General features: G+C 44.8%; 11 protein-coding genes. 7 read left to right on the top strand and 4 right to left on the bottom strand.

Going from position 1 to position 16619, the window contains the following annotated elements; translation table 11 throughout:
• Nucleotides 1-24: 24 nt before the first annotated feature.
• The 4 genes from ACXAEA_RS18965 to ACXAEA_RS18950 form a co-directional block, all read right to left on the bottom strand.
• Nucleotides 25-2403 carry a M14 family zinc carboxypeptidase gene (locus ACXAEA_RS18965; protein ID WP_475097402.1) on the bottom strand — a complete coding sequence of 793 codons (2379 nt, stop codon included), beginning with the start codon at nucleotides 2401-2403 and terminating at the stop codon, nucleotides 25-27.
• A gap of 217 nt (nucleotides 2404-2620) precedes the next feature.
• A complete protein-coding gene (locus ACXAEA_RS18960) occupies nucleotides 2621-2989 on the bottom strand; it encodes a DUF948 domain-containing protein (protein ID WP_475097401.1) in 369 nt (122 codons plus the stop codon).
• Between the two features lie 222 nt (nucleotides 2990-3211).
• Nucleotides 3212-4918 carry a hypothetical protein gene (locus tag ACXAEA_RS18955; RefSeq protein WP_475097400.1) on the bottom strand — a complete coding sequence of 569 codons (1707 nt, stop codon included), beginning with the start codon at nucleotides 4916-4918 and terminating at the stop codon, nucleotides 3212-3214.
• A gap of 24 nt (nucleotides 4919-4942) precedes the next feature.
• Nucleotides 4943-5806 carry a hypothetical protein gene (locus tag ACXAEA_RS18950; protein ID WP_475097399.1) on the bottom strand — a complete coding sequence of 288 codons (864 nt, stop codon included), beginning with the start codon at nucleotides 5804-5806 and terminating at the stop codon, nucleotides 4943-4945.
• A gap of 272 nt (nucleotides 5807-6078) precedes the next feature.
• Between ACXAEA_RS18950 and ACXAEA_RS18945 the strand changes: the two genes are divergently transcribed.
• The 7 genes from ACXAEA_RS18945 (at nucleotide 6079) to ACXAEA_RS18915 (ending at nucleotide 16446) form a co-directional block, all read left to right on the top strand.
• Entirely contained in the window at nucleotides 6079-6996 is a 918-nt protein-coding gene (locus ACXAEA_RS18945; protein ID WP_475097398.1) for a DMT family transporter, read from the top strand.
• A 187-nt stretch (nucleotides 6997-7183) separates the two neighbouring features.
• On the top strand, nucleotides 7184-7951 hold the full coding sequence (locus tag ACXAEA_RS18940) for a 3-hydroxyacyl-CoA dehydrogenase (RefSeq protein ID WP_475097397.1): 768 nt from the start codon (nucleotides 7184-7186) through the stop codon (nucleotides 7949-7951).
• 149 nt (nucleotides 7952-8100) lie between these two features.
• Nucleotides 8101-9927, top strand: a complete 1827-nt coding sequence (locus ACXAEA_RS18935; protein ID WP_475097396.1) for a LysM peptidoglycan-binding domain-containing protein — start codon at nucleotides 8101-8103, stop codon at nucleotides 9925-9927.
• A gap of 124 nt (nucleotides 9928-10051) precedes the next feature.
• Nucleotides 10052-12100: a sigma 54-interacting transcriptional regulator gene (locus ACXAEA_RS18930; RefSeq protein ID WP_475097395.1), complete on the top strand. Its 2049-nt coding sequence runs from the start codon at nucleotides 10052-10054 to the stop codon at nucleotides 12098-12100.
• A 438-nt stretch (nucleotides 12101-12538) separates the two neighbouring features.
• Nucleotides 12539-14062, top strand: a complete 1524-nt coding sequence (locus ACXAEA_RS18925; RefSeq protein WP_475097394.1) for an acyl-CoA synthetase — start codon at nucleotides 12539-12541, stop codon at nucleotides 14060-14062.
• A 27-nt stretch (nucleotides 14063-14089) separates the two neighbouring features.
• On the top strand, nucleotides 14090-15235 hold the full coding sequence (locus tag ACXAEA_RS18920) for an acyl-CoA dehydrogenase family protein (protein ID WP_475097393.1): 1146 nt from the start codon (nucleotides 14090-14092) through the stop codon (nucleotides 15233-15235).
• Between the two features lie 56 nt (nucleotides 15236-15291).
• Nucleotides 15292-16446, top strand: a complete 1155-nt coding sequence (locus tag ACXAEA_RS18915; RefSeq protein WP_475097392.1) for a thiolase family protein — start codon at nucleotides 15292-15294, stop codon at nucleotides 16444-16446.
• Nucleotides 16447-16619 lie beyond the last annotated feature (173 nt).

The raw sequence follows: 16619 nt of genomic DNA, 5'->3' as shown, positions 1-16619 counted from the left end.
CTGCACCCGATGCTTTTATCATGCTTATTTGTCAAAAATGCTGTTGGAAAGAAGTCGGAACAGGTAGTCGGTGTGATCACGGAAACCAGCTTCCAGACCAATCATTGTAACATCCTTATCCTGTTCTTTGACGATGACGGCTTTGGATTGTGCATTCGCATTGTTTTTCCAGTGCCCAGCCACAAAAAAGTCTGCATTGCCATCAAATGATGCGGAAACCTGGTCGTTATCAGTATTTTCATACCATACAGGACGATACACGAATCCAAGATCGTCCTCACCATAACCAGCAGTGACACCTTCTCCTGTGTAATCTACCTTGGCAATACCGTTGCTGTTGTAGTCTGCAACAACTACTTTGTCATCTGTAAGGCCTAATGTTTTAGTTGCAAGGGATGCACCCGCGCCAACGGCGATGTATTTGCCGCCATTATTTAAAAATCCTTCTACGTTCGCTTTGAAGCTGTCAAACTGGTCCGGGTTTTGGAAGCCGAACTCTTTATTGCCTACACGCGGCTGGGTTTTAGCAATCAATCCTTCCGTTCCGCTGTAGACAAATACGTCAAAGCTGGAAAGACCTACTTCTGCAACCTCAACAGGTGTTACTTCTGTAACGTCAAAGCCAAGGCGCTTAAGGGCCGATTTTGTCCCTGAATGTGATTGGGCCTTATTCATGCCTCCGTCTTTAAGAATCGCGACCTTCAGGTTAGAGACTTCAACCGCGTCAGCAGGTACTTTTGCTGACTGGATATGAAGGCCGGAATGTTTTACAGCTGCAGAAATCACGTTGGCTGCTGACTCTGTGTAAAAATTGCCTTCTGCATCGCGTTTTACAGAAGCACCTTGCTGAAGCAACGTATTCACAAGATTTACTGCTTCCACAGAGCTATTTGGAATCAGGAATGGACCTTTCCCGCTGACAGAGCCCTGATTTTGAACTTGATTCACTTTTGCTGCTGTTACATCGAATTCATTTTGTACAGCAATTGCATCGAATCCCCAGAGCTCTGGCAGGCTCCACGCTGAAATATCGTACATAGCATCGACATCGTCGGTGATGTCCTCGCCATCCCATAGCATTGTATTTGCCAGCCCGGCTTTTGCCTGGTCCATTTTTACGATGTAAGAGCCTTTAGGATAAGACTTGCCGTCGGCTGTAAACGCCTTGGATGCCTGCACGACTTCAATGTCATTTTTCTGCAGGTGGGCAACAGCCTTATGTGTTACGGTAGGATCCTCCGAATCGACTGGCAGCACATATGCAGCAGGGAAGAAGCCTTCATCGTGGAATGGATGATCAAAATTGATGCCTCGTTTGAACATCTCGATTTGATCCTTGATCATTTCCTGTTTGTTATTGGTTGCATGCTGCAGGGCACCCATGATTGCGTCATACATCCAGCGAACGCCATCAAGATCATTCGTTGGCGCTTCAAGCGTGTGGCCATATGCTCCGTGGTACATTGCGTACATCGGAGTGAAGATTGGCGGATAATCATCCCAGCCCTCCGCGTCATCTCGCTGAGGGATATAGCTGCCAACCATGGATTGATAAAGGCTGCCAGTATAGTTGCCTTTGTTGGACATTATTTCTGTCTCCATTGCTTCTGCCTGGCCCATAGCCCATTTTTCGTATAAATCGTATTCGTAATTAGGGTTGTGCGGAACTGTACATGGTTCAATAAGACCCTGCTTGTTCGGTGCGTAATTTTTCACATAGCCATGGGTATCAAGGAAGACCATTGGATTCCATTCATTGATCAAGGCAACCGTTTCCTGGGTCTCAGGCTGTGACTGAGTGATAAAGTCGCGGTTCAAATCGATTCCTTCTCCGTTAAAGCGGGTAGCATCGATTCGGCCGTCAGGGTTTTGGACAACATTGAAAATTAAAATATTGTTCTCGAGAATGTCCTTCGTTGTCTCGTCATTATCCAGCGCAAAACGCTCAATCAGCTGCATGACCGCGTCACTACCGACAAACTCAGTACCGTGTATTGAACCGTTGATCATGATCGGCACCTTAAAATCCGGATTATTTTCAATCCAGTCTTGGGCTTTTTCAGGATTCTTGAACATTTGCTTTCTTAAAGCCTGAATTTTACCAAACTTGCCATGTGTGTCAGGTGCCGCAATCGTCACGACATAAAGGGGCTGTCCATCTGCTGATTGTCCTTTTACTTCAACTTTCACACGGTTGGATTGCTTCTCAATCTCTGCAAGCTTGGAACCAATTTCCGAGAATTTCATAAAGTCATAGTTTTCACTGTTGAAGAGACTTCCATCCTTCTCTTCATATGCATTCACATAATTCCACTTTAAAGATTCCGCCAGCGCTGGCGTCCATGGAGAAGCAGCCAGCAAACTTGCCGCTACAACGCCAGAAATGATTTTTTTATGTTTCATTTTATGTATTCCTCCGAATTGTTATTTTGTATATTTATACATAATAGATATTAATTATTATTTCGACAATCGTACGAATTTCCTAAATATCAATGTGGATTCCTAAGGTACGGTCAATCCTTATATATCTTGATGTTGGGAAATTAATCGAAAAGGAGGGATAGGAAAAAAGTCACTCTGAAAAGGAAAAATAAAAAACAGGGCTGGAGGCCCTGTTTTATTGTGGCTGTATAGTGCGATTGCTGTGATTGCGTTTCCACTGTCTTGCTTTATATCGGCGTTCAAGAGCAGCAACGGGTTTTGCTACCAGCGCATTCTTGAATACGACAGGGGTTTGTTTTACGGAAAAAACAACCGTGTTGACTGCTTTTTTCTTCTTTTCAAAATCAGTCATCAGTTTCTGCTGTTTAAATGTTAACAAATCGGTTTCTTCTTTAATCGCATTTGTTTTTGCCTGCACCCGGGTTGCTGTTGCCTGAAGGCCATCAATCGCAGGCTTGGCTTCCTTGAATGTTTTGAAAGCAACAAATCCCAGGTAAGCCAGGGATGCCACGATGACAGCGATGCTAATATAGACGATGAACATGATTTTAGCCTCCTTCGATTTTACACCTTAAAGTGTATTTACCCAATTTAGCCCCGTTTTAACAGGGGATACCTTCACATTCACTTGAGATATATTGGTAATGGTTTAAGAACTGTGAAATCTTGGAGTATTGATTGTCGTGTTCCTGCAAGTGAAACAGAAGTTCACTAATAAAAAAAGGACTTCCATGTGCATGGAAGTCCCTTCTTCAAAGGTTATTTATTATTTTGTTTCTTCTTCAATAATTACATCTTCAGATACTTCTTCAGATACTTCTTCAGATACTTCTTCAGCTGGTTCCTCAACAGAAACTTCAACAGAAGCAAGTACAGCAGAGATCAAAGCAGCAACTTCCTTCGCAACGTCACTTGCATGAACACTAGCTTTAGCTTCAGCTTTGTTAACTGCAGAAATGTTTACTTCAGCTTCCTCAGTAGTTTCGTCAGCAACAACATCTTCAGTTACTTCAACAGCAGTTTCTTCAGCAACAACTTCTTCAGTTGCTTCTTCAACAGCAGTAACTTCTTCAGTAGTTTCTTCAGTAGCTTCAACAGAAGCAAGTACAGCAGAGATCAAAGCAGCAACTTCCTTCGCAACGTCATTTGCGTGAACACTAGCTTTAGCTTCAGCCTTGTTAGCAGCAGAAGTGTTTACTTCAGCTTCTTCTTCAGTAGTTTCGTCAGCAACAACATCTTCAGTTACTTCTTCAGCAGTTTCTTCAGCAGTTTCTTCAGCAGTTTCTTCAGCAACAACTTCTTCAGTTGCTTCTTCAACAGCAGTTTCTTCAGCAACAATTTTATCAGCTACTACTTCTGAAGCAGTTTCTTCAGCAACAACCTCTTCAGTCACTTCAACAGACAAAGCAACAGCGGCAACAGCGGACTTTTCGTTAGCTTTTTCTTTAGCGACATCGCTTGAGTTGTAAGCTTTAGACTTCATTTTGTTAGCAATAGAAGGAGATACTTTAACATCTTCTTCAGTCACATCTTCTTCAGTCACATCTTCTTCAGTCACATCTTCTTCAGTCACATCTTCTTCAGTAACGTCTTCTTCAGTCACATCTTCTTCAGTAACGTCTTCTTCAGTTACTTCCACAAACAAAGCAACAGCAGAATTTTCGTTAGCTTTTTCTTTAGCGATATCGCTTGCGTTGTAAGCTTTAGACTTCATTTTGTTAGCAATAGAAGGAGATACTTCTGCTTCATCTTCTTCTTGATTTTCTTCTTCATCTTCATCTTCTTCAGTTTTTACCGTTGCATCTGTATCAAGATCGATCTCTTCAGAATCAGAGTCATTTTCTTCATCTTCTTCAGTTTTTACAGTTACATCAGTATCAAGGTCGATGTCTTCGGAATCTTCATCTGTTTCTTCTTCATCTTCCTTTTTCATTTCAGTGTCAGCATCAAGGTCTGCTCCCTCATCTTCCTCTGGCTTTGTTGCTGTGTCATTTTCAAGCTCAGCAGATTCTTCAGAGTCAGCTTCTTTTTCAGGAACTTCAGCTACAACTGGTTCTAACTCAATAACCTCTTCAACTACAGGTTCCTGAGTGATCACTTCTTCAGTAGGCACTTCCTCAGCAGGTGCTTGAGGAGCAGTTGGATGTACCGCTGCTTTTGGTGCTGCTTGCTTTTTAGCAGTTTCGCTTGCATGAGTGCTAGCCTGTGATTTCACTGCTTTTTCCTTAGTTGCTGCTTTTGGCTGAGCCTTGATAGCTGGCTTTGCTGGAACTGCAGGAGTTGCTTTTACAGCAGCCTTTTTAGTATTGACAGTCTGTACCTTTGCAGGTTTGACTGCGTGAGATTGTTCAACCTTTACTTTTTCCGGACCGGCAGCTTGAGTAAAGTGTCCTCCAGTCAGTACTCCGATTGACAATACTCCAGCTAACATAAAAGACTTAACAACTTTAGTTCCATTCATATAATTATTCATTTTAATAACTCGCTCCCTTTTTTATTATCGTGATCCGTGGCTGATTGCTTCGGTATACGGTAAAAAAGCAGGAGCTAAGAGTGGTGGCGGGGAAGGAGGGGCATTGACCCACTGGCTTCGAAAAACAGCAACTCGCGATGTAAAAGGCTGAAGGAGATTTAAGCTGAAAGCTTCATCCCAAACAAACCACTTATCGCTAAAGGAAGTGCCAGTATTTCCATAACTTGTCCTGTCACTTGAAGGCCCCCCTGAAGCCTTCGTGCGTGAAGGAGGATTAGGAATGTTGTCACCCTTTGGATACCTCTCACTTTTGGATGAATCTTTTTCATCTTTTTCTACTGGAGGAATTTTTCTGCTGTCCACTTTCAGGGTCCTTTTTTCGGTGACCGGTGTAACTGCAGAGTCCAAGGATGGCTCAGTCTTATCCTTTAAGCCAGGTGATTTTTGCTTTGTTTCTTTTGCGTCTTCAACCTTATGTATGGATTTTATAGCACCTTTAGCGTTATGTTTTGTTGCGTTTTTCGCCTGATTTGGCTTCTTTTGGATCATCGCTTTAGCCTTTTGATGGGGGATTGCTTTCTCATTTTTATTGAACGATGAAGCTTTCCCGTTTATTTTCTTTACCTTGGCGGGCTTCTCCAAAGGCTTTGCATTGCCCGGCTTTTGAACCGCAGGCTTTGGCAACGGCTTGGTATTGACAGCTGGTTTTTCTGGAGTTTTTTCAGAAGTCCTGGCAAACTCCGCCTTCTCTGGCAAATTGACTTGCTCAGCCGCTATAGGTTGTTGAGGCTTTCCGGCATTCGATCCTTTTTCTGCAAATGCCATGTCAGGCACCAGCATAGCTGCACCAGCGATGAAGCCAGTAATGATCAGTTGTCGGAAGTGCATCCTTTCACCTCCTTTCAATATTAATCTTTCAAGGATAGCATTCCGGATTATAAACCTCTTTTTGTCGGTTTTTGGAGGATTTTATAATAAACCGTTCTTTTAACCTATTAGGCAATTTGAAAAGGTGTTAAGACCTGATACAAACCTCCTTGATTTTTGGTACTTCTTCTTTCGTATGGAAAAATAATGGAATTGCTTTCTCTTGCCCTTTTATAAAAAAGGAGTAGAATGATAGGTATGCTTTAATCGTTTAAATGAAAGAAGGATGCAGCATGAAGAACCTTAGAATATATTTGATTTTAACCGGTACTATGATCTTGTGGGGGTTGAATGTAACGGCATTGAAGGTAATTGTCGGAAATTTCCCGCCGATCACGATTACCTCGCTTCGGGTTTTTACGGCCGGAATCTCGGTTTTTATTATTCTCTTTTTCTTTAAGAAAGTACGGCTTCCATCCCGAAAAGAATGGTCCTATATAATAGGTGGCGGAATCCTGAATGTCACAGGACACCATCTATTCCTGGGAATCGGGTTAAAAGAAACATCTGCTGTAAATGGAGGGTTGATACTTGGTCTCGGGCCATTGCTGACTGCATTGATGGCCATTTTGTTCCTCGGAAAGAAGCTGACAATTGTACGGACACTCGGTTTCATATTCGGAGGAATTGGTGTTTCATTGACTGTTCTTGCAGGAAATACGGGATTGTCAGGTATGTCACTCGGTGATTTTTATGTGTTCCTGTCGATTGTTTCACAGGCCATCAGCTTTATTATCATATCCAGAGCAGCTAAAACTCTGGATCCGCGCCTGTTGACGGGATACATGCTCGTCTTCGGGTCGATTTTATTGTTTTTTATCGGACTATGGAAAGAACCGAATGGATTGGCGAGCATAGGGAGCGGTTCGGCAGGACTATGGAGCATATTTTTTGCATCAGCAATCTTCGCTACAGCAGTAGGACACATGCTCTACAATTACGCAATAGGCAAGGCAGGTCCAGCAGAAGCGTCGATTTTCCTGAACTTGAATACATTCTTATCGATCCTGTTCGCTGCGATCTTCCTTGGGGAAAGCATTACATCAGCCCACCTGCTAGGATTAATCTTTATTATCTCTGGGGTCGTATTCGGCTCAGGAGCGCTTGAGGAATTGATGCTGAGAAATAGGGCCAAGCGGAATGTAGCTTAATGTTGAATTGGAAGGCAGGGCTTAAGCGCTCTGCTTTTTGTTATGGATTGTGTCCATTTTTCAAAAGTAACTGTCCTGATTCTGGACACTTTTCTTTCAGGACCTCCATTTTTTCATGTAAAACCATTTGGCATGATTCTTGCTTCATATATAATTAGCAAACTTACCATATTGGAGGTCGAGTTAAATGAAAATGAGTGAAGCAAGAGCGATTGTGACAGGTGGGGCATCTGGGCTTGGGGAAGCGACAGTCAGAAGAATCGTTAAGCATGGCGGCAAAGCTGCTTTACTTGATTTGTCGGAAGAACGGGGCAATGCCCTTGTTGAAGAACTTGGGGAACATGCAATTTATATTAAAACAGACGTAACGAGCGAGGAAGAGGTATCGAATGCAATCAACAAAGCGATCGAAACTTTCGGAGCGATTAACACGGTGGTCAACTGTGCAGGAATCGGGATTGCTGCCAAGCTGCTTTCACGCAAGGGTGTCCATTCGCTGGACATGTTTTCAAAGGTAATCTCTATCAACTTGATCGGGACATTCAATGTTATCAGGCTGGCTTCTGAGCAGATGGCAAAAAACGAGCCGAATGAACTTGGCGAGCGGGGCGTCATCATTAATACGGCATCCGTTGCTGCGTTTGACGGTCAGATCGGCCAGGCTGCCTACAGTGCTTCCAAAGGCGGTGTTGTCGGCATGACGCTGCCAATTGCCCGGGAGCTTGCTGCTTTTGGGATAAGGGTGATGACGGTTGCTCCCGGATTGTTCCATACCCCGATGTTCGATTCATTGCCAGCTGAAGCAAGAGACTCGCTTGGGAAAATGGTGCCGTTCCCGCAAAGGCTCGGTTATCCAGAGGAATATGCCCATCTTGCAGAAAGTATTATTACTAATCCAATGCTCAATGGAGAAACAATTCGCCTGGACGGAGCCATCAGGATGCAGCCAAAATAAATCGAATTATAATTCTAGTTTTTCTGGCTCTTTTCATTTAATGAAAAGGGCATTTTTTATGGAAAAAATTTAGCGTTGTTGAATATCCGGAAAACGAATATGATATTTTTGCAATATAACATTTTTATAGAGAGCAGGGGACAACTAGAGTGACAACAAGATTTTTTAGAATTTTCATACTTTTATTCCTGGCAGTGTCGGTTGCATACCCGCAATTCGTTTCTGCGATGGCAGAAGTGACCTCCTTCAGCCAGTCATCAACAACGGTTGCTTTTCAGGGAAATAATGTACCAGGGTATGTTACTTTCGAACTGAAAACAAGCGAACCAACCCGCGGATATATTTTAGCAGTGGGGAATGGCATCCAGACAAAAATCTATCTTTCAACGATGGATTATAAAACAGTTCATAAAATGGATTGGGTGCCTTGGGATGATACAAAGAAAATCCCGCTCCCAGCTGGGGAATACCAGTTGAAGGCTTATATGACAGACCAGGGATACAACCAGATCAGCGGCTATCCGCTTGGCAAGCTGACGGTTGTCTCTGAGGCAAACCCAAAGCCATTGTTTGATCAGGTGGCAATTAATCCGGCAGTGTTCGCTCCAAAATACGGCGGAGCGTCAACAGTCCAGATTCCTTTCAATCTGAATAGACCGGCCGAAGTGCAACTGAGCATTTGGCAAAACGGCTCCGAAATTTACGCAGGCAGTAAAATGAAGCTGATTCCTGGCAGCCATACTGTAAGCTGGAATGGAACTGATAAAACAGGCAGAATTGTTGCCGATGGAAATTATGATATCCACTTCAAGTATATTGAGACAGCATACAACTATCCAGCTACGACACAGTCTGCACAGAAAGCAGGCACCGTTACAGTCAAGGATGGCGATTATAATATCCCGTTATGGAGAGTAAAAGAAGTGGTTACCGATGCTGTTTTCAATTCTGACAGCATCAGCCCGGATGGTGACGGGATGAATGACTCTGTCACGGGTGAATTCACACTTGCAGAGCCAGCAAAAGTGTCCATTTATATAGCTAATGCAGCAGGCGCGCATGTGAAAAATGTCGTTGCCGAGCAGTCCTTCCAAGCGGGAACTCATACATTTGCATGGGATGGTACCGACTTTTATGGAGGCAAAGCTGTTAACGGAAGCTATTACATTCGAATGATGGTGATTGAGGGGGTAAATGCTGGCTACATCACTTTTACAGACTCAGTGAAGCTGGACGGCAGCTATGAAGTAAAAGCGCTCCAGCCCGAAAAACGAGTCAGGGTTATTGCGGATACAGCGAAACTATCCGTCTACCCGATGGGGCAGGGCTATACTGCAGTAAAAGGCGATACATTCCCGTTAATCTCTGAAACAATCGAAAATGGCCAGTATCAAGTACTTGTCAAAGAGGGAGTTTCAGGAGTAGTCAATGTGAGTGATGTAGAACTTGTAGTTGAACCACCTGCACCTACAGTTCCAAACACAACCGATTACACGGTTGTGAGTGGTGACACACTGTGGAAAATTGCAGCCAAGTTCAACACTACAATATCTGAAATTGTAACCTTGAATAATCTTGATCCGAATAAATACTTGTACATCGGCCAAAAGCTAAAAGTTCCTGCTGCAGATTCACCTGAACCTGCTCAGCAGCCAGTTATTTACACGGTTCAATCAGGCGATACTCTTTGGAAAATAGCCCAAAAATTTGGCACAACGATTGATGCAATCGTGAAGGCAAACAATCTGGACCCAGCCAAATACTTGTATATCGGACAAAAAATCACGATTCCTTCTGAGGCAGCAACTCCAGAGCCGCCAGTTGTCCAGCCTGTCATCCATACGGTTGTCAGCGGTGACACCCTATGGAAAATCAGTGTGAAATATGGAACTACGATTGATGCAATCGTGAAGGCGAACAATCTTGACCCGGCCAAATACTTGTATATTGGCCAAAAAATTACGATACCGCGCTAATTCTATGCCTGCTCCTTATTTGGAGCAGGTTTTTTTATATCCAATAAATGTACCTTTCCCAGTCAGTGCTTTATAATAGAAGTTATAATATTCAGAAATCTTTATTGTTGAAGGAGGGAAGTGAATGTTCGAATTCAGGGATATTGTAACTTCCGTTGACCGACAAATTACGGAAAAGGCAACCTTGCAGGAGGCGATTAAAGTCTTCAGGGAAAAGAAATGGAATCTGCTTCCCGTGACGGATGGAGACAGAAGCTTGCGAGGAGTTTTCACACGGAGCGGTCTATATCAAATGATCCTGGAGGGCTGCCCACTGGAGACACCAATCCATCAGTACATAAAAAAGGACGTAAAGTCGATTAGAGTTGACACTCCCTTTCATAAGATCGAACAGATTGTTAAAACTAGCCAGGTTGGGACCGGTGTTGTGCTTGACGAGGACAATAAAGTAATGGGATTGCTGACCAAGACCGATATGGTGATCGCCCTTCTAAAATCAGCGAACACGTTAAAAGAACAGCTGGAAACGATCCTGAGGCATTCCAATATTGGTGTGCTGATGACTGATGGGAGGATGAATGTGATCTACGCAAATGATGCTTTTGCTAAAATCAGCGGCCGTCCTGTGGATTCGCTCATTTCAAGAAGGATTGAGGAGGTTTTCCCAGGTCTGCTGAACGAAGATCATGAACCTCGCCATTATCAAAAATTCAAATCGATCCTGCATATTTCTTCTTACGAAACTGTGAGCCATGATGAAGGGAAAATCCTCCTGTTCCAGGATTTATCCGAATTAGAAAAAATGGCCGAGGAACTGGAAACAGTCAAGAAATTGAAGCTGACAATCGAAACGACGCTTGAGAATGCCTATGATGGCATCCTGATGACGGATGAAAAAAACATCATCACGATGGTAAGCCCACCGCTGCTCGAACTATTCAATCTTGAAAAGGCAGAAGTGTTAAATAAACCAGTAGATCAAGTATTGCCACAATTGAAGCTAGGGAATGTGTTCAATTCTGAATCAGCCGAGGTCAGTGATTTTAATGAGATGAATGGCATTAAATATATCGTCCACCGCATTCCGATCAAGAAGGAAGGCAAGGTGATCGGGGCAATCGGCAAGGTGATGTTCCGACAGCTGAATGAAGTCAGTGAAATGTTCAAGAGGCTGCAGAAAGCGGAGAATAAGGCCAGCTTTTACCATCAGCAGCTAAAAAAATCAGAATCAGCGAGATTCACCTGGGAGCATATTTTCAGCGAAGATCCCTATATGGAAAAACTGAAGAAAAGTGCCGCCAAAGCAGCAAAAGGCAGATCGACCGTTTTAATCAGGGGTGAGAGCGGAACGGGGAAGGAATTGTTTGCGCATGCAATCCACAACAGCAGCGCCCGGAGTGATGGGAAGTTTGTCGTAGTGAACTGCGCGGCCATCCCGGAGGATTTGCTTGAATCCGAATTTTTCGGGTATGAGGAAGGTGCTTTTACAGGTGCAAAGCAGCGAGGCAAGATCGGGAAGTTTGACCTTGCCAATGGAGGGACACTGTTCCTTGATGAAATCGGTGATATGTCCCTGTCGCTCCAGGCAAAATTGCTAAGGGTCCTGCAGGAGCGAGAATTCTACAGGGTTGGGGGAAACATACGGGTGAAGGTCGATGTCAGGATTATTGCGGCGACGAACCGCAACCTGGAAGAAATGGTGAAGCTGGGAGAGTTCAGGGAGGATCTCTATTACCGCTTGAACGTCATTTCGTTGAATATCCCGCCTCTCAGAGACCGAGTCCATGATGTCGAGCATTTGATAACCGGTTTAATGAAGGAATTGAATTCAATGCTTGGAACGAGTATCACCGGAATCTCTTCGCAAGCTAAAACAGCTCTGCTCCGATACGAATGGCCGGGGAATGTGCGGGAATTAAGGAATGTCCTGGAACGTGCGATGACTTTTGCCGAGCACGGGAAAATCCAGGTCGAGGACCTGCCGGACTACTTGATATCACAAATATCCAGCCCTGGCATGGAAACAATCAGCCTTGCCGAGGACGCGGAGCTAGGCGCAATCAAAAAAGCATTGTCACAGGCAAACGGAAACAAAGCAAAAGCAGCAAGACTGCTCGGAATCAGCCGCTCCGGCCTTTATGAAAAAATAAAGAAATACCAGCTAAGCGTTTAGGGGGATTTACTCTCGGACAGAAACGCGAAAGAAAAGCAGGGGGGTGTCCTTCATCAAGGCTATGACGGACAGGTACAGGAGAGAAGGGAAGAAAAGTGTCCGTCATCGAGGCTATGATGGACAGAAACAGGAGAGAAGGGAAGAAAAGTGTCCTTCATCAAGGGTGTGACGGAGATTAGCAGGAGAGAAAGGAAGAAAAGTGTCCGTCATTAAGGCAATAACGGACAGGAACCCAAGACAAATCAATGTCTCTGGCCGTCAACCAACAGTAATTGTATTCTGTCCAAAATAGGTGTCCAATTTTCAGACACCTTGTTTGGTGCACAGGCAAATTTCGGTCTTGGTTTAACTGGATTTATCATTATTTGAAAATTGGCATAATTATTGCATATTAAATAATGAAGGCGTTTTCAAATAAAACCAGGGGGGCAATCGAGGATGGATATTGGATCATATTTGACTCAAAATGCAAGGAAAACACCAGATAAGCTTGCGATTGAATGTGAAGGCAGAAGGTTCACATACAAGCAATTTAATGAGGAAGTAAATAAACTGGCTCATGGCATGCTTGGGCTCGGAGTTCTCAAGGGCGAGAAGATTGCTTTGATGATGAAGAACTCGGATCAATTCGTTTTTGCTTTTTTTGCAGCAGCTAAAATCGGTGCTGTCATCGTGCCGGTGAATTTTCGCCTGACAGCTTCTGAGGTCCACTACATACTCGATCATTCTGGTTCTGTAATGGTCATTTGTGATGATGAATTTGAGGATATCATTACTTCTGCCCGAGAAGGAACAAACGTTATACATGTCATTACAACTGGAACTCCTAAAACTGTAGGCCATCATTCGTACAATGGCTTGCTGACGGACAGTACTGAAAACCCGCTTATTGAAGTCAGCGATCATGATGACCTAGAAATTTTATATACATCAGGAACGACCGGAAAACCAAAGGGTGCGTTGTTTGACCATAAACGGGTATTCAATGTCGGGCTGACAATGATGATCAGCATGGGAATCAACCAGGAGGAGCGTTTCCTCCATATCGCCCCGCTGTTCCATTCAGCACAGCTCAACTTATTCCTGATATCAGGTGTCGTACTTGGCGCTACCCACATCATCCATCGCGATTTCCATCCAGTGACAACGCTGAAAGCGATTCAGGAACATAAAATCACGCACTTCTTCGGGGTGCCGGCGATGTATAACTTCATGCTCCAGGTGCCAAATGCATCTGACTACGACCTTTCTTCGATTAAAAGATGTGGCTACGGTGCTGCACCGATGGCCCCGGAACTTGTCCGAAAGAGCATGGAGTTGTTCAGGACGGATCAGTTTTACAATCTATGCGGCCTGACTGAAGCCGGGCCTGGAGGAATCCTGCTTGGTCCTGATGGACATAAGAACCATCTCGGAAAAGGTGGAAAGGCATCGTTCCTGACCGAGGCAAGAGTGGTGGACGAAGAAGGCAGGGATACCAAACCTGGTGCTGTAGGGGAGTTTGTCATCAAAGGTGAATCCATTATGAAAGAATACTATAAGAAGCCAGAAGAAACGGCAAAAACAATCAAAGATGGCTGGCTGTATACAGGAGACCTGGCCACGATTGATGAAGAAGGATATATCACTCTCGTCGACCGGAAAAAGGATATGATCATTTCCGGCGGTGAAAATGTGTACTCGATCGAAGTAGAAGAAGTCCTTTATGAACACCCTGCTGTTCTTGAGGCGGCGATCATCGGATTGCCGGATGAAGTATGGGGAGAAGCTGTCTGTGCCGTCATCGTGCCTAAGCAGGGGGCTGTTGTCGATGAACAGGAACTTAAAGGCTTTTGCCGCCAAAAGCTGGCAGGCTATAAAGTTCCAAGAAAGATTTTTATTGAAGAGGCGCTGCCAAGGAATGCTTCTGGAAAAATATTAAAATACCAGCTTCGCCAGAAATTGAATGAAGTAAAGCTTTAGCAGCTTGATAGAAAGGGGAGACGCAAAATGAAACATCCTTATTTAACGGATGACCATGAAATTTTCCGCAGGTCATTAAGGAAATTTTTAGAGAAGGAAGCATATCCTTTTTACGAACAATGGGAAGAAGACCGGATGATTCCGCGCTCCTTCTGGACGAAGATGGGGGAGCAGGGGTATCTTTGTCCCGATATTGATGAGGAGTACGGCGGCAGTGAGGTCGACTGGGGATTTGCTGTTGTCATCAACGAAGAGCTCGAACGGGTGGGCTCGGGCCTTGTGGGAATAGGGCTGCATAATGACATTGTTGTGCCGTATATAACAGCCTATGGCACTGAAGAACAGAAAAAACGCTGGCTGCCAAAGTGTTCGACTGGGGAAATCATCACAGCGATCGCGATGACTGAACCAGGGACCGGTTCGGATTTGGCAAACATCCAGTCTACAGCAATCCTTGATGGAGACCACTACATTTTAAATGGCCAAAAAACATTCATTACAAACGGAATCCAATCGGATTTAATTGTCGTCGCCTGTAAAACAGATCCAAAGGCAAACCCGAAGCATAAAGGGGTCAGCCTTCTCGTCGTCGAACGGGATACACCGGGTTTTTCGCGGGGAAGAAAGCTGAACAAGGTCGGATTGCACTGCCAGGATACAGCTGAACTGATCTTCGAGGATTGCCGGGTACCAAAGGAAAATCTGCTCGGGGAAGAAGGTAAGGGCTTCCTTTACTTAATGGAAAAGCTTCAGCAGGAGCGCCTGCTTGTGGCAATTGCTGCGCAAACTGCATCGGAAGTGATGCTCAAGCAGACCATCGATTACGTAAAAAGCCGTGAAGCCTTCGGCAAACCGGTCAGCAAATTTCAGAACACACAGTTCAAGATCGTTGAGATGGCAACAGAAATTGAAATGGGAAGGGCGTTCCTTGACCAGCTGATTGCTGAGCACATTGAGGGCAAGGATATCGTTACTAAGGTATCGATGGCCAAGTGGAAGCTGACTGACAGCGCAAGGAAGATCGCCGCTGAATGCATGCAGCTCCATGGCGGCTATGGATACATGGAAGAATACGAGATTGCAAGAAGATTCCGCGATATCCCGGTTGCCAGCATCTACGCCGGAACGAATGAAATCATGAAGACGATCATTGCTAAAAATCTTGGCTTATAGATTCGAAGAGTCAAAGATACTAATACAGATGTCGGTAAACAGAAAGGAAGATGAATATGCGCGAAGTTGTGATTGTTGAAGCTGTCAGGACCCCTGTCGGCAGAAGGAAGGGGTTATTGAAGGATATCCGGCCGGATGAGCTAGCGGCAGAGGTGCTTAAAGAAGTTGTGAAGAGGGCTGGTATCGATGCTTCACTAGTGGAGGATGTAATCCTCGGCTGTGTCACCCAGTCGGGTGAACAATCAGGTGACATAGCCAGGGTGGCGGCATTGACTGCAGGATTCCCGATTGAAGTACCAGGAACTACGATCGACCGGCAATGCGGTTCGAGCCAGCAGGCAGTCCATTTTGCTGCCCAGGCAATTTTGGCCGGTGACATGGACGTTGTCATCGCAGGTGGCGTCGAAAATATGACACGGGTGCCAATGGGCTCGAATTATCAGAATGCTCATCCGTTTAGTCAGAAGCTAAGAGAAAAATATGAGTTGATCCACCAGGGGCTTTCAGCAGAACGTATAGCTGAAAAATACGGATTTACACGCAGGGATCTTGATGAGTTCTCAGCCGAAAGCCATCGCCGCGCTTTGAAGGCACAGGCAGAAGGGTACTTCAAAGAGGAGATTATGCCGCTTGAAGTAACACTGGAGAATGGTGAAAAGACCTTGTTGACCGACGACTCAGGGCCGAGGGAAGGTACTACACCTGAAGTTCTTGCCGGTTTGAAAACGGTTTTTAAAGAGGACGGTGTCATCCATGCAGGTAACTCCAGCCAGATCAGTGACGGTGCAGGTGTCCTTCTCTTGATGAGCCGGGATAAAGCTGAAGAACTTGGATTGAAACCGCGCTTCAAGGTCCACACGAGAGTGGTAGTTGGCTCGGATCCAACCTTGATGCTGACAGGACCGATTCCAGCTACCGAAAAGGTGCTCAAAAAAGCCGGACTGAAGCTTGAAGACATCGATGTATTCGAAGTGAATGAAGCATTCGCACCGGTACCGATGGCATGGCTTAAGGAGACAGGCGCAGACCCTGCAAAGCTGAATCCGAATGGAGGAGCAATTGCGCTCGGGCATCCCCTGGGAGCGAGCGGCGCACGCCTGATGATCTCGATGATGCATGAGCTTGAACGGACAGGAGGCCGTTATGGGCTGCAGACAATGTGCGAAGGGCACGGCATGGCGAACGCAACCATTATAGAGAGGCTGGATTGATGCAGGTTTATTTATGCCCAAAAACCGGCGTGGACAAGAAAAGGGGTAACCAATAAAGACGGCTCCACACTAAAAAACATGTACTATCAATAACTGAAATCCTAGTAAATTTACAATTCATAATCTGAAAGAAAAAAACGAAGTTTATCGTCACATAAATGAAGTTAATGTGC

The organism is Mesobacillus sp. ABV4_180 (assembly GCF_056158485.1).
The sequence above is the reverse complement of the archived record's forward strand: the minus strand, read 5'-3'. Positions and strand labels throughout refer to the sequence as shown.